The sequence below is a fragment of the Pseudomonas ficuserectae genome (assembly GCF_024584585.1).
Lineage (GTDB): Bacteria > Pseudomonadota > Gammaproteobacteria > Pseudomonadales > Pseudomonadaceae > Aquipseudomonas > Aquipseudomonas amygdali.
Map to the genome: position 1 here is coordinate 5132432 of NZ_CP085684.1, position 21565 is coordinate 5153996.

At 56.8% G+C, this 21565-nt stretch carries 23 protein-coding genes and 1 pseudogene; 10 read left to right on the forward strand and 14 right to left on the reverse strand.

Annotated features, from left to right (window positions below):
• Nucleotides 1–14: 14 nt before the first annotated feature.
• From LJU29_RS22765 to LJU29_RS22810, 10 genes are all read right to left on the reverse strand, one after another.
• Nucleotides 15–464 carry a tellurite resistance TerB family protein gene (locus LJU29_RS22765; RefSeq protein WP_002552036.1) on the reverse strand — a complete coding sequence of 150 codons (450 nt, stop codon included), beginning with the start codon at nt 462–464 and terminating at the stop codon, nt 15–17.
• A gap of 51 nt (nt 465–515) precedes the next feature.
• Nucleotides 516–1697 carry a TerD family protein gene (locus LJU29_RS22770; RefSeq protein ID WP_257111221.1) on the reverse strand — a complete coding sequence of 394 codons (1182 nt, stop codon included), beginning with the start codon at nt 1695–1697 and terminating at the stop codon, nt 516–518.
• The gene (locus LJU29_RS22775) at nt 1694–2287 is read right to left on the reverse strand and encodes a TerD family protein (protein WP_005757133.1); all 594 of its coding nucleotides are present in this window, start codon (nt 2285–2287) and stop codon (nt 1694–1696) included. The genes LJU29_RS22770 and LJU29_RS22775 overlap by 4 nt, the downstream gene beginning before the upstream one ends.
• Before the next feature lie 47 nt (nt 2288–2334).
• A complete protein-coding gene (locus LJU29_RS22780) occupies nt 2335–3081 on the reverse strand; it encodes an HAD-IB family hydrolase (RefSeq protein WP_044321542.1) in 747 nt (248 codons plus the stop codon).
• Complete coding sequence (locus LJU29_RS22785) at nt 3082–4032, reverse strand: HpcH/HpaI aldolase/citrate lyase family protein (RefSeq protein WP_002552032.1); 951 nt, start codon at nt 4030–4032, stop codon at nt 3082–3084.
• On the reverse strand, nt 4032–5126 hold the full coding sequence (locus tag LJU29_RS22790) for a cysteine protease StiP family protein (RefSeq protein ID WP_005757140.1): 1095 nt from the start codon (nt 5124–5126) through the stop codon (nt 4032–4034). The genes LJU29_RS22785 and LJU29_RS22790 overlap by 1 nt, the downstream gene beginning before the upstream one ends.
• Entirely contained in the window at nt 5119–5877 is a 759-nt protein-coding gene (locus tag LJU29_RS22795; RefSeq protein ID WP_054995235.1) for an HAD family hydrolase, read from the reverse strand. The genes LJU29_RS22790 and LJU29_RS22795 overlap by 8 nt, the downstream gene beginning before the upstream one ends.
• Entirely contained in the window at nt 5870–7003 is a 1134-nt protein-coding gene (locus LJU29_RS22800; RefSeq protein WP_002552029.1) for a phosphoribosyltransferase domain-containing protein, read from the reverse strand. The genes LJU29_RS22795 and LJU29_RS22800 overlap by 8 nt, the downstream gene beginning before the upstream one ends.
• A 66-nt stretch (nt 7004–7069) precedes the next feature.
• Nucleotides 7070–8209, reverse strand: a complete 1140-nt coding sequence (locus tag LJU29_RS22805; RefSeq protein WP_122322331.1) for a trypsin-like peptidase domain-containing protein — start codon at nt 8207–8209, stop codon at nt 7070–7072.
• 54 nt (nt 8210–8263) lie between these two features.
• Nucleotides 8264–9262, reverse strand: a complete 999-nt coding sequence (locus LJU29_RS22810) for an ATP-grasp domain-containing protein (protein ID WP_122322330.1) — start codon at nt 9260–9262, stop codon at nt 8264–8266.
• Nucleotides 9263–9381: 119 nt separating this feature from the next.
• Between LJU29_RS22810 and LJU29_RS22815 the strand changes: the two genes are divergently transcribed.
• A complete protein-coding gene (locus LJU29_RS22815) occupies nt 9382–9927 on the forward strand; it encodes a DUF1523 family protein (protein WP_011167731.1) in 546 nt (181 codons plus the stop codon).
• 49 nt (nt 9928–9976) lie between these two features.
• Here the strand turns inward: LJU29_RS22815 and LJU29_RS22820 are convergent, their stop codons facing one another.
• The 3 genes from LJU29_RS22820 to LJU29_RS22830 form a co-directional block, all read right to left on the reverse strand.
• Nucleotides 9977–11263 (reverse strand): oligosaccharide flippase family protein, encoded by a 1287-nt coding sequence (locus tag LJU29_RS22820; RefSeq protein ID WP_122322328.1) that lies wholly within the window; start codon nt 11261–11263, stop codon nt 9977–9979.
• Nucleotides 11264–11374: 111 nt separating this feature from the next.
• Nucleotides 11375–12796 (reverse strand): O-antigen ligase family protein, encoded by a 1422-nt coding sequence (locus LJU29_RS22825; protein ID WP_371321921.1) that lies wholly within the window; start codon nt 12794–12796, stop codon nt 11375–11377.
• 161 nt (nt 12797–12957) lie between these two features.
• Complete coding sequence (locus LJU29_RS22830; RefSeq protein ID WP_122322339.1) at nt 12958–13374, reverse strand: pilin; 417 nt, start codon at nt 13372–13374, stop codon at nt 12958–12960.
• Between the two features lie 224 nt (nt 13375–13598).
• Here LJU29_RS22830 and pilB point away from each other — a divergent pair, with 224 nt between their 5' ends.
• Genes pilB through yacG form a run of 5 tightly spaced genes read left to right on the forward strand, consistent with a single transcriptional unit; the run spans nt 13599 to nt 18213 of the window.
• Nucleotides 13599–15293, forward strand: coding sequence for a type IV-A pilus assembly ATPase PilB (pilB, locus tag LJU29_RS22835; protein ID WP_122322326.1), 1695 nt, complete (start codon nt 13599–13601; stop codon nt 15291–15293).
• A 2-nt stretch (nt 15294–15295) separates the two neighbouring features.
• Entirely contained in the window at nt 15296–16513 is a 1218-nt protein-coding gene (locus LJU29_RS22840) for a type II secretion system F family protein (protein WP_122322325.1), read from the forward strand.
• Between the two features lies 1 nt (nt 16514).
• Nucleotides 16515–17387, forward strand: a complete 873-nt coding sequence (locus LJU29_RS22845) for a prepilin peptidase (RefSeq protein ID WP_122322324.1) — start codon at nt 16515–16517, stop codon at nt 17385–17387.
• The gene (gene coaE, locus LJU29_RS22850) at nt 17384–18007 is read left to right on the forward strand and encodes a dephospho-CoA kinase (protein ID WP_005745478.1); all 624 of its coding nucleotides are present in this window, start codon (nt 17384–17386) and stop codon (nt 18005–18007) included. The genes LJU29_RS22845 and coaE overlap by 4 nt, the downstream gene beginning before the upstream one ends.
• Nucleotides 18004–18213, forward strand: a complete 210-nt coding sequence (gene yacG, locus LJU29_RS22855) for a DNA gyrase inhibitor YacG (protein ID WP_002552020.1) — start codon at nt 18004–18006, stop codon at nt 18211–18213. Before coaE ends, yacG begins: the two co-directional genes overlap by 4 nt.
• A gap of 197 nt (nt 18214–18410) precedes the next feature.
• On the opposite strand, the pseudogene LJU29_RS22860 reads toward yacG, so the two are convergent.
• Nucleotides 18411–18695, reverse strand: a pseudogene (locus tag LJU29_RS22860) (hypothetical protein); the annotation flags it as partial.
• A gap of 114 nt (nt 18696–18809) precedes the next feature.
• Here LJU29_RS22860 and LJU29_RS22865 point away from each other — a divergent pair.
• From LJU29_RS22865 to LJU29_RS22875, 4 genes are all read left to right on the forward strand, one after another.
• On the forward strand, nt 18810–19439 hold the full coding sequence (locus tag LJU29_RS22865) for a DUF1780 domain-containing protein (RefSeq protein ID WP_003430735.1): 630 nt from the start codon (nt 18810–18812) through the stop codon (nt 19437–19439).
• Nucleotides 19436–19969 carry an MOSC domain-containing protein gene (locus LJU29_RS22870; protein WP_122322321.1) on the forward strand — a complete coding sequence of 178 codons (534 nt, stop codon included), beginning with the start codon at nt 19436–19438 and terminating at the stop codon, nt 19967–19969. Before LJU29_RS22865 ends, LJU29_RS22870 begins: the two co-directional genes overlap by 4 nt.
• The gene (locus LJU29_RS29760; protein WP_324608203.1) at nt 19905–20090 is read left to right on the forward strand and encodes a DUF3094 family protein; all 186 of its coding nucleotides are present in this window, start codon (nt 19905–19907) and stop codon (nt 20088–20090) included. Before LJU29_RS22870 ends, LJU29_RS29760 begins: the two co-directional genes overlap by 65 nt.
• A 96-nt stretch (nt 20091–20186) precedes the next feature.
• Nucleotides 20187–21485 (forward strand): NAD(P)/FAD-dependent oxidoreductase, encoded by a 1299-nt coding sequence (locus tag LJU29_RS22875; protein ID WP_011167718.1) that lies wholly within the window; start codon nt 20187–20189, stop codon nt 21483–21485.
• Nucleotides 21486–21565: the final 80 nt, after the last annotated feature.

Consider the following 21565-nt stretch of genomic DNA (forward strand, 5'->3'; position numbering starts at 1 on the left):
CTTAGGGTAAAAAATTACAGGTCGAAATCGGACGGGTTCAGGCCAAGCTCTCGGCAGATCGTGCGGCAGACTTCCCGCTCTTTCTCGTCGAAGCTGCCATCAGCGCCACCGATAGCACAGCAGACGCGCACCAGCAAACGGGCGGCATCTTCTTTCTTTTTGATCTTGCCGATGGTTTTCAACGCTTCGGCACGACCAATTTCAAAATCGAACTCGAACTTGGAGCACGCTTCCTGAAAACCCTGGATGACTTCCTTCATGTCAAAAACTTTCAGTTCCTGAGAGTTCTGGATGAAGCCAGCCATTTTCTGCTTTTCACTGGAGCTGATATCGCCGTCAGCGGCCGATACCAGCGCACAGCCGGAAACCACAGCTTCCATGAATTCGCGGTTCTTGAACTTCGAAACTTCCGAAGCCAGCTTGTCGCGAGCAGCCGTTGCGTTTGTTTTCAACCAGTCCAGCATGTCTATCTCCCATGAGGCGGCACAGCCAGCCCAGAAATACCACGGTATTGTTTACTTGGAACCGGCAGCCCAGCGCATGCCCCAGCCATAGGCCTTGTCCATGTTGCTGTGGCCATTGTGGAAATCCACCCGACGCGTCACCTTGACTGCACCATTGTCATTTTCCAGCAGGGCAATTGCACACATGCCCTGACGACCACCTTCTTCGTTGAGGCGAACCTCGATGGGCGGCTGGCCCGGCGCATGAATGGTGACAACACCGTCGGTTTCTTTCCAGTTCGGCGCACCTTCATAGATGAACGCATAAACCAGAATGCGACGGATCTTGCTCCAGTGCGCGCCATTGATATGCAGCCACTCACCGTCACTGATCGAGCCAGTACGGTCATCGCCCATCAGTTTGATGAAAGGCTCGGTGTTGAGCGAACCAAACGAATTGCCCAGCGCCTGCACAGCGCCTTTGAGACCGTCGTGCATTTCGAAGAGGCAGCCTACATCAAGGTCGATGGCATTGCTCTTCTTCATCGAGAAGAAGCCGCCGCCCTTGCTGTCGTTACGACGGTTCCAGTTCAGGTTGACCCGAATCTCACCGAAACCGGCGCTGGATTTCTCCAGACTGATCGAAGCACGGGTCTTGTCGAGCGTGATCTTGCTCAAACTGACGGTCGACTTGGGTGCAGGCGCGGGAACAGGTGCAGGTGCAGGTGCAGGTGCAGGTTGATCCTGGGGCGCTGCGACCTCTACGCCAAAGTTTTTTGCCAGCGGTTCAAGCCCGCCGGCAAAACCCTGGGCGACGCAGCGGAATTTCCACGCGCCCTGACGCAGATAAAACTCGCCCAGAATCAATGCGGTTTCTTTCATGCCGCTGGTAGGGATATCGGCTTCGATACCGCCAGTGATGCTCAGAGCCAACCGTGACACGCTGCCAAAACTGGCCTTGTTCTCATAGATGGTTGCCGTCAGGGCGACCTTCTCGATGACTGAATCCAGACGGCTCGGGTCAAGACTGAACACAGCACGCCCGGCCGACGCTTCCGTCTGCTGGACCGCACCGCCGTTGACGCTTTTCTGGCCGTAGAAACACATGTCCTGATCGCCACGCACCTTGCCGGAGGCGGTCAGCAGGAATGCAGACACGTCGATATCCGCATCCGCCAGCGGGGAATAGCTGACCTCGACCGTCAACGGACCGGCAGCGACTGGCGCGTTGGCGCCTGGGACAAGTTGGGTCATGCGCGTACAGCTCCGATGGCCAGTTCGACCAGATCATCTGCAGTACGGCCGTTGGTAACCTGACCAACTGCGGTGAAATCCCAGCCTGCGGGGGTGCGCGCCAGGTAGGACATCACAACGCCGGTGTGCTGACCTTTCTCGGACAGATCAAAGCGGCCCAGTTCGTTGCGGCTGCCCAGATCGACAATGCGGCAGTAGGCGTTGGCGACTTTTTCGAAATTCTGACCGGTGAACGAGTTGACGGTGAACACCAGGTATTTGACCGCGGCTGGCAGTTTTTCCAGATCAACGCTGATGGTTTCATCGTCGCCCGCGCCTTCGCCGGTGCGGTTGTCACCCGAGTGCTGAATGGCACCGTCGCGCGACTGCAACTGGCGGAACCAGACCAGGTCGAGGGGCTTTTTGTCGGCGTCGAGCATGATGCATGAGGCATCCAGGTCGATATCGCCGCCGCCACCGCCGAGCAACTTGCCGAAGAAACCGCTGGCTTTTTCAGGGTCCCATCCAAGGCCCATACTGACTTTCTTGAGGCCGGTACCAGCGGTTTTCTCCAGTGAGATCGTCTGGTTCTTTGCCAAAGTGAGTGCCATTTTTCGCTCCATGTGAACGTCGGAATTCGGATAAAAGTGTTACAGCCTTACCGTGTTGGCCCATCATTGCCATCAGGATTGTGTAACTTGGCGTTAACGGGGCCTTTATAACGACCTCGACGCCACGTCGGATGGAACAAACGCCAGTGCGCATCCTGAGCAGCGGCGAGCAATTCGTGGTCACCCCGCGTGTCGCCCCAGGCACGAACCCGGAACTGCGTGAGCGGCCCATAAACACTTTCAAGGCGTGCGACTTTCGAATCGCAACGACAGTTGCTGCCTTCGATCAATCCAGTCAGTTTGCCGTCGATGACTTCCAGATTGGTGCCGATCAGCTCTACTTTCAAGCGATCAGCGAAGGGTTGCAGAACCATAGCAGGCGATGCTGAACAAAGCGTGACAATGGCACCCTTGTCGATTTCGGCGGCGATGGACTCCAGCGCAGCCGGGCGCATCAGGCGGCTCCAGTGCGACTGGCAGAACGCCTCGGCCTTTTGCTGCAGCCATTGCACTTCAACGCCGCTGAGGAACGCCTTGATCAAGCGCCCCTTCAGTTCGTCGCGGGTCACGCGCTTGGCGAGATAGCCGATGCTCGGCAGCACCAAACGGGCCATGCGCACGGAAAAGGCACGTTGCCCAAAGGCGAACTTGAGAAAAGGCACAAAGCTGTCGTGCCGGGTGATGGTCCCGTCGAAATCGAAAACCGCTAGCAGGCGTTGTTCCACTTCGATTTCAAGATCAGGTCCTACAGGTTCAATATCAGGTTCTACGGTTTCAAGGTCAGGTTCTATCATCTAGCTAACTGCCTCAGCGAGTCGAATGCTGGCATCCATGATCGAAGCGGGTGCGGATAACACTCCATGCCATTTGGCGCGCTCCATGATGTGGGTTGCCCATTTGTAATGGGTAGCCGGTTCACACATCGCATCGTTGTACTTGAACACTGCGGGGGCCACAGAGTTCAAAATCATCCGGGCGGAGTTCATGTCCTCCAGACTGACGCGTAGTGCATTCTGAATGATATTGACCTGCGAGGGGTGAATTGCCGTTTTACCGACCAACCCATTGGTAATATCCAGCGCCAGTTCATGTTCCAGAATGTCAGGTGTGGCCAGTTGCTCGAACACTGGTGCGGTGAGTGCAAACCCCTGCGACCCCATCACTCCCGCCAGCATCGGGATCACATAGCCCATGGGCGTCGAATACAGGGTCATGGCCGGGTTGCGGCGCAGCCCCAGACAGCCCATCAGGTCATTGCCACCGATGCGCAACGCAATAATCCGCTCGTACAGACTGGCTTTCAGCGCTTGCCCAAGTTCGACCATTGCCGACGGATCGAACACTTCCGGCGTTTCCAGTGTAGGCATCAACGCCAGCGCCGGGTTGGTAACGGACTGCTCCCAACTCGTCAGACTTTTCAGTGAAAGCTTGGGGACAACGAACCCGTCAACGTGCGCCATCAGCGGCCAGTCATTGAGAATCCGCGCCATTGCGGCATCTCTCGGACGAACGAACAACAGCGGACCGTTGGCCGGGCGGCCGCCACGGTCCTGAATGCGGGTCAGCACCTGGCGAAGGTTGACCAGCGCTGTATCGACATCAATCAGCGCTACCGCATCTTCCAGGCACACGACCAGCGAACGCAGTTCGGGAATCTTTTCACCGAACACCACATCGACGATGTCATCGCGGGTGGCGGGCATGTACAGCGTTGCCCCCAACGCATAAGGCGAAAATAAGGCCATTAGCTCAGACTCCGAATGATGGTCACTGCCCGATAAGGCCCCAGCACATCGCCGACTTCTTCAACGGGAATCCCCGCTTTTTCGGTCAGGTGCAGCAGCAATTGCACATCGCTGTCCGCCCGATTGCGTACCAGCACATGGTCTGGAACACGGCGCATGACTGCGCGAGTGGCTTCGGCAATGCCCGGTTTGATGCGATTGAAGTTAGTGATATCAAAGCGTTCGGCCAAACGGTCGACCACCTGCGTTGCAGCGTCCTTGAGCCCGGCTCGCTGAGTAAGCGTCCAGGGTGTCAGCGTGAGCGTAGAACTGTTTTGACGACGCTGGCTGTCGATCTGTTCAATAAAAGACTGCGTGACGTCGTGGCCCTGCAACTGCTCGTAAACCACACAACCATGCAGCCCGCCGTCCGTCGGCCAGATAGAGCGCGACACCAGCCCGGACACGGTCGCGCCAAGAATACCGGACGGAATCACCCAGTCTTCTGCCGACGCCGCCAGCCAGGCACTGCCGCAGGGATCGGCCAGCACCACCAGTCGCGGTTCTTTAGGGAAGCGCGTGTCGCCTGCCAGACTGCGACGTATTTCACCCGAAATTGCGCCCTTGCCGGTCCAGCCGTCGACAAACACGATGTTTTGCGCGCCGTGGGCCAGAATGATGGCCTCCAGCGCGACTTTATCGATGCCGCGATCACGAACGATACTGATGCCGTAGTGATGCGCTTCGCGGTGCAGATCGATCAGCGCCCGACGCAACAACACACCCAGCGGCAGACCGGCACGCACGAACGACACCAGAACGATTTCAGCGCCGGTGCATTCGCGGTCAAGCGCCTGCGCCAGGGCTTGCACGTCATCGGCCATACGCGCACCGTTCTGGCTGAGTGCACGCTCATACAACGCCTTGTGAGCGGCGCTGGGGGCGGACTCCTCGCTGATCATTTCCGAGTAGTGCTTCTGGCGTGTCTGGATCAGGCGCTCCTTCTCCACCACGCTGGTGGTCTGCATCGCAACGCTGCGCAGCAGAAAATGCACGTCGTCGTACAGATAACTGCCACTGCCTACCGTATCGAGCCCGTGAACGGGATCACTCATGCTCTGCTCCGACAAACATTTTCGCCAACTGACTGCGGGCGGGTGTCGCCCACCAGTGGCACTCGTCCATGAAACCTAGGTCGGTAATGCTGTCGCCAAAACCGAGCACCGGGCGTTCGCCATTGATGGCCTTGTCGCGCCGCAGCCACTCCTGAACCGCGTAACGCTTGGCCAGCCCCTCGGGCAGAAAGGCCAGGTTGTTGCCATTGCCGTGGATGTGCATGCCGTCAAGCAGGCCGCGGGCCTGCACTTCGGCCAGCACCTTGCTGAGCACGCTGTCATCGCTCTCGTTATGCTTTGTCACCACGTAATGAAACAGCTGCGCCTCTTCAACCACCCAGCCGCGCAGTGAAAAGCCCAGCTCCTCACCAATCGCCAGTGTGGCGGCAGACAATTCATGCAACCGCGATTGATAGCTGGCCAGGGTATTTTTCATCTGCTCGTTCCAGTCCTGGTCCAGCCGCCCCATGACATCGAGCATCACACCGCCGTGCGAACAGATCGCGCCTGCGGTGAACGGCAGTTTGACCCGGCTGTAGGCCTCGACACTGCGCGCCGTCACCGGCACCACATCGGAATGAGCCAGCAGCCAGTGCGCGAAGGACTTCTGCACGTTGGTCATGTAGCCATTGGCGTTACCGCTGATATCCAGCGTTGCGACATGTTTTTCAATGTTCGCGGGCGTTTTGCGGGCGGTCTGGAAGAGTGTGTCGTCCAGATCGACGAAGATCAGCGGGCGGTCGTTACTCATCGCAGATAACCTCGGCGTTCAGCGCTTCGATAAGCTCGGCGGGTACGGCCTGCCTCGGGGTTTCGGTGCAGATCAGCACCCGGTCAAACTGACCCGGCCGCACGTTGTAAAGGAAGTTGGGAATGCCCAGGCCATAGTTGTCGGAGAACGACAGCGCATGGTCGATGGCATGTCCCAGTGCAATCGGTGAACGGCTGGTAGAGCTGAAATGCACATCGGCACCGGCTTTTTCCAGACGCTCGGCCAGCAGAAACGGACGCCAGACGAACTCGCTGGTGCCCACCACCAGAACGCGTTCACCCTTTTGCACGGTAAGCCCTGGCGCCAGCGTATCGGCAACCGACAACACGCCCATCCGCCCCCAGTCATTGGCGGTTACCAGCGGCCAGTCGCCCATTGCGACGGTGCCAACCTCAGGCATATCCGGCAATGGCGCGCTCACGTCTTCATCGAAAGAGTACGAGCCCTGCAACAACGAGACCTGCTCGGCCACTGCGCCCATCGACGTGCTGACTGCACCTGCCGACCAGTCGGTAAGCACACACGTCACCACCCGCTCGATGTTGCTGAGCCCGGCCTCGACCAGCGCCTGATGGAGATTGATGAAGGTCTTGCCCGTCGACGCCTCGTCATCGACCAGCACCAGCGAACGTGCGCCGAGCATCATCTCGCGTAGCGCCGGATCGACAGGCAGATGGATAAGGTGAGCGCTGGCGTGGCTGTGCTCTTCTTCAAAGCGGGCGAACAGCTCGCTGCCGGTAGGATGGCGCGTGCTGACCAGATACAAGGCATCAGATCGCGTTGCGCTGTAGGCACGGTGCACGCCGGCACCGAGACCGACTGCGGTTTCGGCCATGCCGATGACGAGCACCGGGCCGGGCAGGTCTGCCGGAATCTTGTGCGCCAGGTCCTGAAAACTTTTCAGCATCACGCCCGGACGCGCGGGAATATGACGCCCAAGCACCCGGGACACGAACAGAAATGCGCGCTTGGGGTTGCGTCGTTCAGCGAAGCCGAACAGAGAATCCGGGGCAATAGTGGACGAATCGACGCTGACGTCGAGACGACCACGAAGCAGGTCAGCACGAAGCTTTGTAGAGTTGGAAAAAGCTGCGCTGCTGTCCATTGATAAATTCCTGAGTAACGGGGCCGCAGCCCCAGACGCCTGCCACTTGAGCAGGCAACACCGACGTCATTGGCGAGAAGCTTCAACGAGCCATAACGATGACTGTGCGGCGCGTGAGATTTCTGTGGTGGTGTACGACCTTTCCGGGCGGGCATGCGGCGCATCGATACGGCATGCCTGCAGAAAGGACAGCAGCAGTGCGGACTTCACTGCAAAGTTCATGTTTTGCCCGTCCGGCACGGTGGATGTCACCATGCCGATCACCGCGCCACCGTTGTCAAACAGCGGGCTGCCACTGGACCCTGGCTGAATCGGTGCCGTGAACTGGAACAGGCTGGCGTCATTGTGCAGACCGAACAGACCGGAGATCCCGCCCTGCGTCACCTGCAGCCCGCCAACGGAAATGGACGCCAACGGGTAACCCAGGACCGCTACGGTATCACCCGGCTCACAGCCCTGCCCGTCCCGGAATGTAACCGGAGACAACGGCTGCGCGCCCTGCACTCGCAGCAGCGCGATGTCGTTGCGACGGTCGATCACCACCGGCTCGGCCTTGTAACGGCCCTCCAGTGAAGTGATGTAGAACACGCCCATGTCTTCGATGACATGCGCACAGGTCATGACGTGCGCCGGGCCGACCACAAATGCCGTGCCGGTCGCCGACTCATGCCGAGGCCCGCCACCGGAGCCACCAGACGGGTGGCGCGGGTGACGGTCATCAACGTCCAGGCCAATCTTGCGCCCAAACGCCGACAGCCCATACGCCGAGCCTTCGCTCAGCGCGCGGAATTTCCACTGTTCATTGCGCTTGTAGAACTCGCCGATGATGATCGCCGCTTCGCCGTTATCGCGCAGATCCAGCCGATGCTCGATGTCGGCATCCACTTTGAGATGCAGGCTGGAAACGTCACGGACCGGCCCCATGGCTGCATATACATAGACCATCAACAACACGCGATCACTGCCCGCCGGAAGCCTGTCCAGCCTGAGCGTACAGCCAACATCCTGAGGGCCGCCGCTCCACTCCATCCAGCTCTGTTCCTGGTGCAGCAGCGCCGGGTCGCCCATGGGCTGGCGCTTGTCGTTGACCGCCAGCAAAGCGACCGCTGCGTACTCACCAAAAACTGAAGATTTGCCGCTCTCCAGATTCCAGGTGCAGTGGGCGTTTGCTAAAGCAGTGTTTGCACCTGGCGCAAGAAGCTTCATGCCCGATCCTCCCTGATAAGAGCGATTAGTGATAGCAAAAATCTATTATCCTGATCAAACCGTGGCCCGTACAGCGACCGTGATGGCCTTCACGCGGATATCCTCAAGCCAATGTGTTTCCGGTTCTTTCAAGCCAAGACGGCGTGTCGCAAAAATACCCGGCAGGTTGACGCCGGTTTCACGCGTATAACCGATCCCGCCGGAGTAACGCGGGTTGATTTCCAGCAAACGCGGCTTGCCGTCAGCGTCGTCACGGGTCTGCACATTGATCAACCCGTCGCAGGCAAAATGCTCCGCTGCGCGCACCGCCAGTTGCACCGCTTCGCTGTCGCGCTCGAAGGTCTGATTCAGCCCCACCTTGCGCCGCCCGACAAAAGCAACCGCCTTGCCGTGTTCACAGACCATGTCCACCGAGCATTCACTGCCGGGCATATACGGCATCAGCAGCATCGCCGGTACGTCTTCGGCCTGACGATAAGCATTAAGGTACGCCTGAAAAGTCGTTTCATGCGCATCCGGATTGGCGAAACAGCGAAAATCGTCGACATCGGCCTTGAAGCGCCAGAAGCCCCGCCCGTAAATCCCGACCACCGGCTTGATACACACCTCGCCAGATACCGACAACGAATCGTAAGCCGCCTGCAACTCCTCGGCGCTGCTCGCGGCAATTCCGGGAATGCAAGCCAGACCCGCCGCCTCGGCCGCCGCCGTGAAGCGGCTCTTGTCATCGACATCCATGAAGGTCTGCTGGGACGTTCCGCCCGTGACGAGGTCCAAACCTTCGGCAACAAAACGTGCACGCTGCGCTTCGTAAAAGCTGCCTATACGCCCGGCGACAATAGTCCGGACGCCCAGCGAACGAGCGGTCTCCAGCACCCAGTCGATACGCTCTTCATTATCGACCGGCTCTTGCAGCGCCACATGGGCCTGCCCGGTAATTTCGGAGCGCTGCTGGCGATGGGAGGCGATAATCTGCACCGACGCAGGCAGCGCATCGCGCGCGCCCATGATCACTTCACGCTGGCTGGACTGCCCTTCAAGGAACCAAATCATGTAAATCTCCGGAAGACAACGCCATCTGCAACGGCCTTGTCGAATTTTGTAATAACTGTTTTGCTTCGAAATGTTCGGATTAGGGCAAAGTCACGCAATTTTAAACAGAGGACGCTGGTATGAAGTGGCTGAGAAGGTCGATTTGGCTTGTGGTATTCGTGGCACTCGGGATCGGCGCATTAAGCCTTTATTACGTCCTGCCGCGCCATGATGTCGTGATGATCACCGGCGTGGAAGTCAAAAGAATGGACGCCGACGGCGTCATCAACGCCGAAAACCCGGCAGACGGCCCGACCCGCGACGTGTACTTCATCAACACCGAAGACCCGGACACCAAGAAAGTCGTGGTCTACCGCAACGAAGACACCGGCTGGAGCTTCCCGTGGTACTTCAAATTCGACTCCGCCGACATCCAGGCCAAAGCCCAGGGCTACTCGCGTGATTCCCAGCAACTGGCGCTGATTCGTTATTACGGCTGGCGCATAACGATCCTATCGATGTTTCCCAACGTGACCGAGGTTGAAGCGGTGACGAGCCGTGATCAGCCGTTTCCGGTGTTTAACACGATCTTTTTTGTGGTGGTGGGGTTGCTGGTGGTGATGGTTGTGGTTGGGGTGAGGAAGAGGTTTAAAGGGCGGGCTCGGGTTGATGGGGTTGTGAGGTAGCACTTAGCTCTGACTTACGGCCCTCGGCGGATAGTTTAAGGCGAGGGCCTTATTGAGCAGACGTGTCGTGCTTTACTGCGAGCATACCGCCAAGCAACAGGCAGAGAGTCAATATGGCCTCTGAACAGACAGTTGCCCATGCAGCCCCCAGCGCCCCGTGCAATGGAACAAGCCACGCATTAAGGCATACATTAACGAGTAACGAAAATGCAGCGCTGACCAGGAAAAAACGCTCTTGATGAGTTGCAACTGCGCATTGCGTAAGAACAAAATTTGGGAGAGCAAAGAACAATGAAATCGACAACCAACCCATGATGGGCTGTGTTTCGTCAACATAAGTGCTACCAAAAAGCAGGCCTACTCCCCAGCCGCCTGATATCCAGCCACCGCCTGCCAGCAACGCACCAATCGCAAAAGCGATCAGGATCGCCTTGCGGCTGAAATTAACGCTACCGTCCGGCGTCTCCGCCAAATGCCGCATGCGCCGGAATATCACTAGCGCGAGAGGAGTAGTAAGCAGCATGACGCCGTCAATCAACCGGCAAGCAACGGCGTAGGAACCTACTTGCGGGACATAACCCAGCACGCTATGCAAAATGACGATGTCTACGCGGTGGTAGATTGTTGTAAGCAGGTCTAGCAACAGAAAAACGAACGCACTACGGTAAGCCCATACGGGCAACATCAGCGGTGCTTTGATCAGCGTAGGCAACTCTCGCCGAAACCAAACGAATGTCAGCAGCAGGCCAAGCCCCCAGGCAGAGAAGATTGCGACAGGTGTCAAACCGAAGATAGCAACGCTGGACAGGATCATCAGCGCGCTCAGACTTCGAGAGCAAACCTGAAAGAACGCATCCTTGGAAAACTCTCCAGGGCCTTTGAGCCATGACGATAACCATGTAACCAGAGTAATTGCGCCGAAACAGAACACTGCAGCAGCCAGCGCGAAACCATCTATCCAGCGGGAAGCCAGGCAGGCGAGCAGCATTAACACCAGGCTGCTGATTACAAGATGCAATAACGCTTGGCTCGGCAGCGTTTGATTCAACGCTTTCAGAGCCGCCGTAGGAGAGGCTCGCTCACGCAGAAAAAGGGTCTTAAGACCCGCGTCCTGGATCAATGCCAGAAACATAGCGAGAACATAAATGTAGGTGTAAGCGCCAAAGGCATCCGGCCCCATGCTTCTCGCCAGGAGAACTGAGATGCCAAGCGACATTGCAGCGCCGTAAATCGTTGACATCCACTGAACGATTAGAGGACTGCCTTTCCTCAACAGAGAAAATACCGAGAAATTCGATGGAGTTTCAGTGCGCTGTAAAGGCATCTTTGCAGCCATTGAATACTCCGAAAGAAAATACTTTATCTAAATTTCACCGAGACGCGTCTCTGCTTACTCGTCCCTGGATCAAGCTGTCTAACGCACAAAATGCTAGCACAAGTGTCGCAGTCATCTCCCAAGGGGATGCGCAATAACGCCCTGCATCCAGAAACGAGGAGAATACCGCCCACCGAAGTCTTCGGCGAATTGCTGCTTGCGTGTATCCATATCCGGAACATCACGAACGATGATGTAGAAGATCATACCTACTGCAAGCGTCAGATAAACCAGCCATGCACGACTGAACGCAACACTGGCAGGACGAAGGGGTGTTTGCCATTCATGCAACGCCAGCAGCCAGCCCACAATGATCGCCAGCCAGAGTTGTGAATAGGGCATGACGATCACGCCGTCGACCATCGACTGGGTCAGGGCACCAACGAGACTGGCGAACAGGCACAGGCGCATTAGGTCTACAGGCTCAAGAGACAGCGCGCGCTTGTGCAATAGTACCGCGGTGGTGCTCAACCCGTATAACGCAAGGCCTGCCACGCATAACGTCGAGGGAATCCCCCACTCACAGGCCCATTGCAAAATGGCCTGATGTGGGTGCGCTGCCACGGCATTCCATATATCAGCGAAATGCATGGGACCAAAACCAAGGAGCGGGCGCTCTTTGATCATTTCCCATGCTTGCTGCCAGAGTATTTCACGTGCGGACAGTGAGGTCGTCAGGCGGTCGCCTGCGAAATTGCTGACTTCGATACCCAGCAGGCTTGGCAGCACGTTAAACAGCAGGGTAAACAGCAGAAGCCCCGTCGAGGCCGCGCCCATCTGCCAACCAGCCCAACGGCGTCCAGCACGTCCGAGGCAGAACAAAACTGCAACTGCGGCGGCCATTCCCAGCCATGTGCCCCGAGTCCCCCCACTGATCGCGATCATCCACCAGAGGCTGGTCAGGCAGAACAAACCGACCTTGATTGAGCGTCGTGTGGAGGGCAGTAGTAGTGGCAGCACCAGTAAGGGCAGAGTGAAGGTCTGAAATTGGCCGTAAAAGCGCTTGTTGGAAAAGCCGTCGAGTAGGAGGTCGGTGTCCAGGGCAGGGGCGGAGCTGAGGAATGCTGCTGTGGAGGCGGATAGAAACTGGATTGTTTTAACAATGCAGATGAGGATGACAAAGCCTATAAAGGCGCGATCCAGTTGGACACCGTGAAGTGTTCTTTGCAGGGCAAAGGCGGTGGCAATGGCGCAGGACAGCAATAGGACTGATAGCTCGGTTAGCGCCCACAAGGGCTGGCTGGCGCTAAGGCTTGAAACAACACCACCAAGCAATATAAGAAAAAAAACTGCTCTTATCTTTAACCCTGCAGTACTGACAGCTGAATACTTAGAGAAATTCCAGAATAGACTTGCGACAGATGACAATCCGATAAAAAACTGCCCCATCCTCTGGGGATCATGCATTGTCAAATCAGAGATGCAAGCACACGCAAGCAGTACGGAAAAACACACGAAAAAAAATAGGCTTTCTCTGAGTACTGAAAACAAAATTCTGTCCACGCTAAAAAACCCGATCACTAATGATCGGGTTTCTATTTTATGTCAAGCAAACACTAGCCCGTCATATGAGGGTCAAGCGTAGCGCTTTTTCAATCACGTCAACAACATATATCGTTCTGAATGTGGACTCACAAAAGTCACTTCCAGACTGATTAGCTGTTTGACTTGCAAGAGCCTGGCATCCAATTGGAAGGAGTACCGATACACGTCCAGCCGGTAATGTCTGTGCCACCAGCGTTTTTAGTGGGCGTCATAGTGACAGTTGTGTCATCCGCCGCTTTAATGAAGCCTTTCACAGTAATTGCCCCGGTGGTCGCGTTGACAGTCAAGCTTTTCGCATATGTAGTAGCGACGAATCCTGTGCCACATGCGTCGAGCGCAAGAAACCCCTTGCTGGCGACGGTCTCAGTCACGCACGTACGGGCGCTACTCGCAGCCAGGATCAGCTCCGAAGCTTTTGCTCGCGCAGTGTAGTCCTGATAAGCGGGTAGTGCGACAGCAGCCAAAATTCCGATGATCGCAACAACGATCATCAATTCGATCAACGTAAAGCCTTTTTGCGTTTGCATGCTTACTTCTCCAAGCGTCAAAGGGTAGCGCCTTCACTCAAGATAAGCACAGCTCGTGCCACAATAAGGCAACTCTGCGCTTGCGCATATTCCATAAGCTATTCAAGCCGAATAGCTTTCAGAAAATCGCAGAAACTGACAATTTTTGTCACATTTACCGCTGCTATTTGGCAGCATCGTCCGACTGCGCTATAACCCTCACACTGTCTGCGTCTGGTGGTTTTATGACTGATGTTGTTCTCACCGGTTTGGCCAAGCAACTGGTCTTGGCCGAGCTTCTTACAGAAATTGCCGCCCAGCAGGCCTATCAGCAGGCGCGCCGCGAAAAAATTTCGCTGGTTAGCTATCTGGTACAAAACAAACTGGTCAAAAGCCTTACGCTGGCAGAGATCGCGTCTGATCAGTTCGGCGTTCCTTTCGTGGATCTTTCCAGTCTTGACAAAGAAAGCCAGCCTAAGGGGTTGGTGAGTGAGAAGCTCGTCAGACAGCATAATGCCCTCCCCCTGTGGCGCCGTGGTAACAAGCTGTTTATCGGCATATCGGACCCGACAAACCATCAGGCGATCACAGATATTCAGTTCAGCACTGGCCTGAATACTGAAGCGATTCTGGTTGAAGATGACAAGCTAAGCCTTGCCATAGACCGCTTTTTTGACACTGAAAGCGGCCTCGGCGAGTTGGCGGATATTGATCTGGGTCTTGAAATCGAACCTGCCAGTGACAAGGAAACCTCACTGGCGACACAGAGTGATGCCGACGATGCTCCTGTTGTGCGCTTCGTCAACAAGATGCTGATGGATGCGATACGGCTGGGCTCGTCGGACCTGCATTTTGAACCTTACGAAAAGATTTTTCGCGTGCGCCTGCGTACCGACGGCATTTTGCATGAAGTGGCCAGACCACCGATTCATCTGGCCAATCGGATTGCCGCACGGCTTAAGGTCATGGCCAGTCTCGATATCTCTGAGCGGCGTAAACCGCAGGACGGTAGGGTCAAGCTGCGAGTGTCAAAAAACAAAGCTATCGACTTCCGTATGAACACGCTGCCGACACTGTGGGGCGAGAAGATCGTGATGCGGATTCTCGATCCGACCAGCGCACAGATGGGCATTGACGCGCTGGGCTATGAGCCGGACCAAAAAGCTTTATATATGGAGGCCTTGAAACAGCCACAAGGCATGATTCTTGTGACCGGCCCCACTGGCTCGGGTAAAACCGTCTCGCTGTACACTGGCCTGAACATTCTTAATACTGTGGACATCAACATTTCCACAGCTGAAGACCCGGTAGAAATCAACCTGGAAGGCATCAATCAGGTCAACGTCAATCCGCGTCAGGGATTGGACTTTTCCCAGGCATTGCGCGCATTCCTGCGTCAAGATCCCGACGTAATCATGGTCGGCGAGATACGAGATCTGGAAACCGCCGAAATCGCCATTAAAGCCTCGCAGACCGGCCACATGGTGTTATCTACTCTGCATACTAACAGCGCCGCAGAAACTCTGACTCGCTTGCATCATATGGGTGTCGCAGCTTTCAACATCGCTACAGCAATCAACCTCATCATTGCCCAGCGGCTGGCGCGCAAGCTGTGCAGCCATTGTAAGAAAGAACTCGATATACCCCGGGAAACGCTCATCCAGGAGGGTTTTCCGGAGGAGAAGATCGGTACGTTTAAAATCTATGGCCCAGTAGGGTGTGAGCATTGCAACGGCGGCTACAGGGGCAGGGTCGGGATTTATGAAGTGGTCAAGAAAACACCTGCGCTGGAACGTATCATCATGGAAGAAGGCAATTCACTGGAGATTTCAAGGCAGATGCGCAAGGACGGCTTCAATGATTTGAGGACCTCCGGCCTGTCGAAGGCCATGCAAGGCATTACCAGTCTTGAAGAAGTCAATCGCGTGACCAAGGATTAAGCATGGCCAGCAAGGCAGTTAAAGTCACCGTTTACAGCTGGGAAGGTGTCGATAAAAAAGGCACTAAAATTAGTGGCGAATTGAGTGGCCATAATCTGGCGCTCGTAAAAGCTCAACTGCGCAAGCAAGGCATCAATCCGACCAAGGTGCGCAAGAAGTCCGTATCGTTATTCGGCAAGGGCAAGAAGATAAAGCCGCTGGACATCGCGTTCTTTTCTCGGCAGATGGCGACAATGATGAAGGCGGGGGTGCCGCTGCTACAATCATTTGACATCATCATCGAGGGCAGCGAAAACCCTAACATGCAAGCGCTGGTAAATTCCCTCAAACAAGAGGTGTCTGCCGGCAATAGTTTCGCAGCAGCCTTGAGGCAGAAGCCTGAATATTTCGACGACTTGTTTTGCAACTTAGTAGACGCTGGGGAGCAGGCTGGTGCGCTAGAGAGTCTGCTAGACCGAGTGGCGAGCTATAAGGAAAAGACCGAAAAGCTGAAAGCCAAAATTAAAAAAGCCATGACTTATCCCGCTGCCGTTTTGATAGTAGCCATTATTGTTTCCGGCATCTTATTGATCAAGGTAGTGCCGCAATTTCAATCTGTATTCACCGGCTTTGGCGCGGAGCTGCCGGGGTTCACATTGATGGTCATCGGCCTATCTGAAATCGTACAACAGTGGTGGCTAGGGCTAGTTGGCTTATTTTTTGTCGGGTTCTTCATATTTAAAAAAGCTTATAAGCAGTCTCAGAAATTTCGAGACAGCATGGATCGTTTTCTACTGAAAACACCTATCATTGGACCATTGATTTTTAAATCGTCAGTGGCCCGTTATGCTCGGACACTTGCTACAACTTTTGCCGCTGGCGTGCCGCTTGTCGAAGCGTTGGACTCTGTCGCCGGAGCCACGGGTAACGTAGTTTTTAGACATGCGGTCAATCAGGTCAAACAGGATGTCTCCACAGGTATGCAATTGAATTTTTCGATGCGCTCTACCGGCGTTTTCCCGAGTCTGGCAATCCAAATGACTGCCATTGGCGAGGAGTCCGGCGCATTAGACAATATGCTGGACAAAGTAGCGACCTACTACGAGGATGAAGTCGACAATATGGTAGATAGCCTGACCAGCCTGATGGAACCGATGATCATGGCCGTGCTGGGCGTTATAGTAGGCGGCTTAGTAATTGCGATGTACCTCCCCATCTTCAAACTTGGAAGCGCGGTCTGACATGCCCCTCCTCGATTTCCTGGCCAGTTCCCCCCTGGCCTTCGTCATTACCTGCTGCATCCTCGGCCTCATCATCGGAAGCTTCCTCAACGTAGTCGTCTACCGCCTCCCCAGAATGATGGAGCGCGACTGGAAAGCCCAATCCCGTGAAATGCTCGGCCTGCCCGCCGAACCTGATCAGCCTGCCTTCAACCTGAACCGCCCCCGCTCCAGTTGCCCGCACTGCGCGCACAAAATCCGCCCGTGGGAAAACCTGCCGGTCGTCAGCTATCTGCTGCTGCGCGGTAAATGCTCACACTGCAAAGCCCCCATTAGCATGCGCTACCCAATGGTAGAGCTGACCTGCGCAGTGTTGTCGGCCTACGTCGCCTGGCATTTCGGTTTCGGCTGGCAAACGGCGGCAATGCTGGTGTTGAGCTGGGGCCTGCTGGCGATGAGTCTGATCGACGCCGACCACCAGCTGTTACCTGACTCTCTGGTGCTGCCACTGTTGTGGCTGGGCCTCATCGTCAACGCTTTCGGGCTGTTCACATCGCTGAACGATTCGCTGTGGGGCGCGGTGGCCGGCTATCTGGCGCTGTGGTCGGTGTTCTGGCTATTCAAACTGGTGACCGGCAAGGAAGGCATGGGTTATGGCGACTTCAAGTTGCTGGCCATGCTTGGCGCATGGGGCGGCTGGCAGATTCTGCCGTTGACCATCCTGCTGTCATCGCTGGTGGGTGCGGTGCTTGGGGTGATCATGATGCGCGTGCGCAGGGTTGAAAGCGGTACGCCGATCCCCTTTGGTCCTTATCTGGCCATTGCGGGGTGGATCGCTTTGCTCTGGGGTGGTCAAATAACCGACTCTTACATGCAGTTTGCCGGTTTCAGATGACTCACCCTGATCAAAAACCCTGGATTCTTGGCCTGACTGGCGGCATTGGTAGCGGTAAAAGCGCAGCGGCGCAGTGCTTTACCAACCTTGGCATCGATACTGTGGATGCCGACCACGCCGCCCGCTGGGTAGTCGAGCCAGGGCGTCCAGCGCTGGAGCAGATAGCCGCGCACTTCGGTAAAGGCGTTTTGCAGGCCAGCGGCGAGCTGGATCGTGGCGCGCTGCGCAAGGTGATCTTTGAAAACCCGGAGCAGCGACGCTGGCTGGAAGCGCTGCTGCACCCGCTGATCAATCAGGAAATCGTCAGCCATCTGTCCAAGGCCAAATCGCCGTATGCCATTCTGGTTTCGCCGCTGCTGATCGAATCCGGACAATCCCGGATGGTGCAGCGCCTGCTGGTTATTGATACTCCGGCACACCTGCAAATAGAGCGCACGATGCTGCGCGACAGTTCCAGCCAGGAGCAGGTCGAAACCATTCTCAAGGTGCAGATCCAGCGTGAAGACCGTTTGCGCCATGCCAACGATGTGCTGGTCAATGACCGCGATCACGCCTGGCTGAACAGCGAAGTCGAGCGGCTGCACCACTTTTACCTTACTTTGCGTGGAGGCCAATCATGAGCCAACCAATGACCGTCCAATGCCCAACCTGCGATGCCCCGGTGGAATGGAGCGCCGCCAGCCCGAGCCGCCCGTTTTGCTCCGAGCGCTGCAAACTGATCGACCTGGGAGCCTGGGCTTCTGAAGAGCATGCGATTCCGGTGAGCCCGGATGCTGAGGATGAGTTGTTCTCGGGTGATCTGGAGGCTCCGCACCGGGGGCATTGATACGTTCCGCGATGCATCCCCGGGCTCTGCACTCATCGTTCGAGTCAACGAATGACTATCGTGCCAATGCTCCGCGTTGGCATGCATTCCGTGACGCTCCGCTTCACAAATCTGCGCCGCACCGCACATTCCAGGTTGGACGCAGAGCGTCCAGAAATGCATTCCCACGCGGAGCGCGGGAACGATAATGATCGTATTTACGGCCAAGGCTTCTCCAACGCAGTCCTCAACGCATCAGCATTGCCAAACTGCTGCTGACTGATCAACTGCCCGTCGCGCAACTGTAACCACAGCCCTTTATCGTCATCGCCTGCGTACTGCGGCACGATGCGCACCTCTCGATCAAGCATGATGCGATAGCTGTAATCGCGCATTTTGGGAATGGCGAACGTCTTGGCGATGGATGGCATTTTCTGGATGTCAGCGACGAACACCGTGTGGCGTGATCTCAGAACGCCTTTTGGCTTGTCCTGAAGAGCCTCGATAAAAGCAGCGCCTGCGGGCATTTTTCGCAAGCGATCAAAAAATGAATTGCCAGTCTACACACCTGCATTCACTCTTCCAGTCATGGCAACTTGAACGCTAAGCTTGGCCCTATGGATGACTCAGACTACCTACGCCTGTTGACGATCCAGGCCGAACAAGCCAACGCCTTTCTTTCCAATGCGCGGAAGTGGGAGCGTGAGCGTTGGGTTTGTCAGCGCCTGTTGCAGGGGCTGAACATTGCGCATCGCAACGAGGACTTCACGCCTGCCACTCAGGAGCCTCCGGATGTGCTGTTTCGTGACGGGCGTTTCGAGGTGTTTTTTGTGCTCGATGAAGGGCGTCGTCTCAATGACGAGTGGCGCGAGGAGCTGGCGCGACGACGTAGCGCTTTTTCGTTGAGCCAACTGGTACGTCGGGAAGCGAAGCCCAAACGGATTCCCGCCTCTGAATTGCTGCACCGACTCGCCCCTACCCTGCGCAAGAAATCCACCAATTATCGCGAACGCGGCATTGACCTCGGCGGGCTGGATATCATCGCCTTCGCCAGCCTCAAGCGCGAGGTGCTGGACCTCAACAGTCATTTTCCGCCACCGACCGAGTACCTGCGTCAGGGCTGGCGTTCGTTGTCGCTGGTGGGGCCGACCTTTGCTCGGGTATTGTTCGCGCATCCGGGCGCTCCGGACTTTTTGCGTACCAACCTGGGGCGCAGTGTCGTTTTCGATGTTGGAATCAGTTTATGAGCCCCTTGCAGGAACTGCTGGCCGGTGTGCCGCAACAAGGTCGCGTGCGCTGGATAGGCGTGCGTCCGCAATCGCGGGTCGAGATGATCGAGCTGGATGCCGTGGAAGCGCGTCGCGAAGCGGGTCTGACCGGCGATCACTCGCGGCCCGGCCCGCGCAATGCGCGGCAGGTGACGCTGATCCAATGGGAGCATCTGGCGGTGGTTGGCTCGTTGCTGAACCGCGCGGCGGATAACCCCATCGTGCCGCAGGATTTGCGGCGCAATCTGGTGATCAGTGGCATCAACCTGTTCAGCCTGAAGAATCGACGTTTCCGGATCGGTCAGGCGATATTCGAAACCACCGGCTGGTGTCAGCCGTGTGCGCGACTTGAACAACGCCTTGGTCACGGGACGTTCCAGGCGGTGCGTGGGCATGGCGGAATCACTGCGCGAGTGTTACAAAGCGGCATTATCCGCCTGGACGATGTGTTGCAGGTCGAGCCGCTGGAAATCACTGATCCCTGGCCCCCTGCCCGTCAGCACGCTTGAGACAACGCATAAATTGAGCCGCCACCTGAACCCGGAACCGCAAAGGTGTGTCGAAGAGTACCTTCAGGCAAACCGGCATCCAGTCGAGCGCAGGCCGCTCCTGATCCCGGTGTTGCCGTGATGAACCCGTTTATTGAGCCTTCTGACGCTATGAGCTGCCTTGCGCTCGCGAAGATCAGGCTCCCCGCGAATTCCTTAAACCTTCCGAGTAATCCTTATGACGCATCGTATTGTTATCGTTGGCGGCGGCGCTGGCGGTCTGGAGCTGGCGACCAGCCTGGGTAAAACCCTGGGCAAGAAAGGCACGGCCAGTGTCACGCTGGTCGACGCCAACCTGACGCATATCTGGAAACCGCTGTTGCACGAGGTCGCGGCGGGTTCGCTCAACTCGTATGAAGACGAGCTGAACTACGTGGCTCAGGCCAAGTGGAACAACTTTCAGTTTCAGCTCGGGCGCATGACCGGGCTGGATCGCGCCAGTCGCCAGATTCACCTGGCCGAGACGCTGGATGAAAACGGTGCCGAACTGGTTCCGGCACGCAGCCTGGGTTACGACTCGCTGGTCATCGCCGTGGGCAGCACCACCAACGACTTCGGCACCACGGGCGCGGCAGAACATTGCCTGTTTCTCGACAGCCGCAAACAGGCCGAGCGCTTCCATCAGCAACTGCTTAACCACTACCTGCGCGCCCACGCCGGTCAGGCTGACAGTGCTCAGGAAATCACCGTGGCCATCGTTGGCGCAGGTGCGACGGGTGTTGAACTGGCGGCAGAACTGCACAACGCGGCGCACGAGCTGGCGGCTTACGGGCTGGGCCAGATCAAGCCGGAAAACCTGCGCATTACCGTGATCGAAGCCGGGCCTCGGGTGCTGCCTGCATTGCCAGAGCGTATCGGCGCGCCGGTGCACAAGACACTGGAAAAACTTGGCGTGACGGTGCTGACCAATGCCGCGGTGAGCGAAGTGACCGCCGACGGCTTGATCACGGCCAGCGGGCAGGTCATTCCGGCCAGTTTGAAAGTCTGGGCGGCAGGTATTCGTGCCCCGGCGTTTCTGCATGAGCTGGATGGGCTGGAGAGCAACCGGATCAATCAGTTGCAAGTGCTGCCGACGCTGCAAACCACCCGTGACGAGAATATTTTCGCCTTCGGTGACTGCGCCGCCTGCCCGCAAAAAGGCACCGACCGCAACGTCCCGCCACGCGCTCAGGCTGCTCATCAGCAGGCGTCGTTGCTGGCAAAATCGCTGCGCCTGCGGATCGAAGGCAAGACCTTGCCGGAGTACACCTACAAGGACTACGGATCGCTGATCTCGCTGTCGAGCTTCTCGGCAGTCGGCAATCTGATGGGTAACCTGATGGGCAGCGTAATGCTTGAAGGCTGGCTGGCGCGGATGTTCTATGTGTCGCTGTATCGCATGCACCAGATGGCGCTGTACGGCACCTTCCGCACCCTGATGCTGATGCTGGGCAGCAAGATCGGCAAAGGCACCGAGCCACGGATGAAGCTGCACTAAGGCCCGCCAGCCGAGAGGCGTGCGGGAACACACCATCGTGCCCATGCTTCGCGTGGGCATGCCCTTCTGCGCGCCCTGCG

What these genes read in the sequence shown, in the direction of transcription:
- LJU29_RS22790 (WP_005757140.1), bottom strand. Translation starts at nt 5,126, where the DNA reads ATGAGTGATCCCGTTCACGGGCTCGATACGGTAGGCAGTGGCAGTTAT.
- LJU29_RS22840 (WP_122322325.1), top strand. Translation starts at nt 15,296, where the DNA reads ATGGCCAGCAAGGCAGTTAAAGTCACCGTTTACAGCTGGGAAGGTGTC.
- yacG (WP_002552020.1), top strand. Translation starts at nt 18,004, where the DNA reads ATGAGCCAACCAATGACCGTCCAATGCCCAACCTGCGATGCCCCGGTG.
- LJU29_RS22875 (WP_011167718.1), top strand. Translation starts at nt 20,187, where the DNA reads ATGACGCATCGTATTGTTATCGTTGGCGGCGGCGCTGGCGGTCTGGAG.
- LJU29_RS22765 (WP_002552036.1), bottom strand. Translation starts at nt 464, where the DNA reads ATGCTGGACTGGTTGAAAACAAACGCAACGGCTGCTCGCGACAAGCTG.
- LJU29_RS22805 (WP_122322331.1), bottom strand. Translation starts at nt 8,209, where the DNA reads ATGAAGCTTCTTGCGCCAGGTGCAAACACTGCTTTAGCAAACGCCCAC.
- LJU29_RS22775 (WP_005757133.1), bottom strand. Translation starts at nt 2,287, where the DNA reads ATGGCACTCACTTTGGCAAAGAACCAGACGATCTCACTGGAGAAAACC.
- coaE (WP_005745478.1), top strand. Translation starts at nt 17,384, where the DNA reads ATGACTCACCCTGATCAAAAACCCTGGATTCTTGGCCTGACTGGCGGC.
- LJU29_RS22770 (WP_257111221.1), bottom strand. Translation starts at nt 1,697, where the DNA reads ATGACCCAACTTGTCCCAGGCGCCAACGCGCCAGTCGCTGCCGGTCCG.
- LJU29_RS22815 (WP_011167731.1), top strand. Translation starts at nt 9,382, where the DNA reads ATGAAGTGGCTGAGAAGGTCGATTTGGCTTGTGGTATTCGTGGCACTC.
- pilB (WP_122322326.1), top strand. Translation starts at nt 13,599, where the DNA reads ATGACTGATGTTGTTCTCACCGGTTTGGCCAAGCAACTGGTCTTGGCC.
- LJU29_RS22785 (WP_002552032.1), bottom strand. Translation starts at nt 4,032, where the DNA reads ATGGCCTTATTTTCGCCTTATGCGTTGGGGGCAACGCTGTACATGCCC.
- LJU29_RS22795 (WP_054995235.1), bottom strand. Translation starts at nt 5,877, where the DNA reads ATGAGTAACGACCGCCCGCTGATCTTCGTCGATCTGGACGACACACTC.
- LJU29_RS22830 (WP_122322339.1), bottom strand. Translation starts at nt 13,374, where the DNA reads ATGCAAACGCAAAAAGGCTTTACGTTGATCGAATTGATGATCGTTGTT.
- LJU29_RS22810 (WP_122322330.1), bottom strand. Translation starts at nt 9,262, where the DNA reads ATGATTTGGTTCCTTGAAGGGCAGTCCAGCCAGCGTGAAGTGATCATG.
- LJU29_RS29760 (WP_324608203.1), top strand. Translation starts at nt 19,905, where the DNA reads ATGTGTTGCAGGTCGAGCCGCTGGAAATCACTGATCCCTGGCCCCCTG.
- LJU29_RS22845 (WP_122322324.1), top strand. Translation starts at nt 16,515, where the DNA reads ATGCCCCTCCTCGATTTCCTGGCCAGTTCCCCCCTGGCCTTCGTCATT.
- LJU29_RS22800 (WP_002552029.1), bottom strand. Translation starts at nt 7,003, where the DNA reads ATGGACAGCAGCGCAGCTTTTTCCAACTCTACAAAGCTTCGTGCTGAC.
- LJU29_RS22780 (WP_044321542.1), bottom strand. Translation starts at nt 3,081, where the DNA reads ATGATAGAACCTGACCTTGAAACCGTAGAACCTGATATTGAACCTGTA.
- LJU29_RS22870 (WP_122322321.1), top strand. Translation starts at nt 19,436, where the DNA reads ATGAGCCCCTTGCAGGAACTGCTGGCCGGTGTGCCGCAACAAGGTCGC.
- LJU29_RS22865 (WP_003430735.1), top strand. Translation starts at nt 18,810, where the DNA reads ATGGATGACTCAGACTACCTACGCCTGTTGACGATCCAGGCCGAACAA.
- LJU29_RS22820 (WP_122322328.1), bottom strand. Translation starts at nt 11,263, where the DNA reads ATGGCTGCAAAGATGCCTTTACAGCGCACTGAAACTCCATCGAATTTC.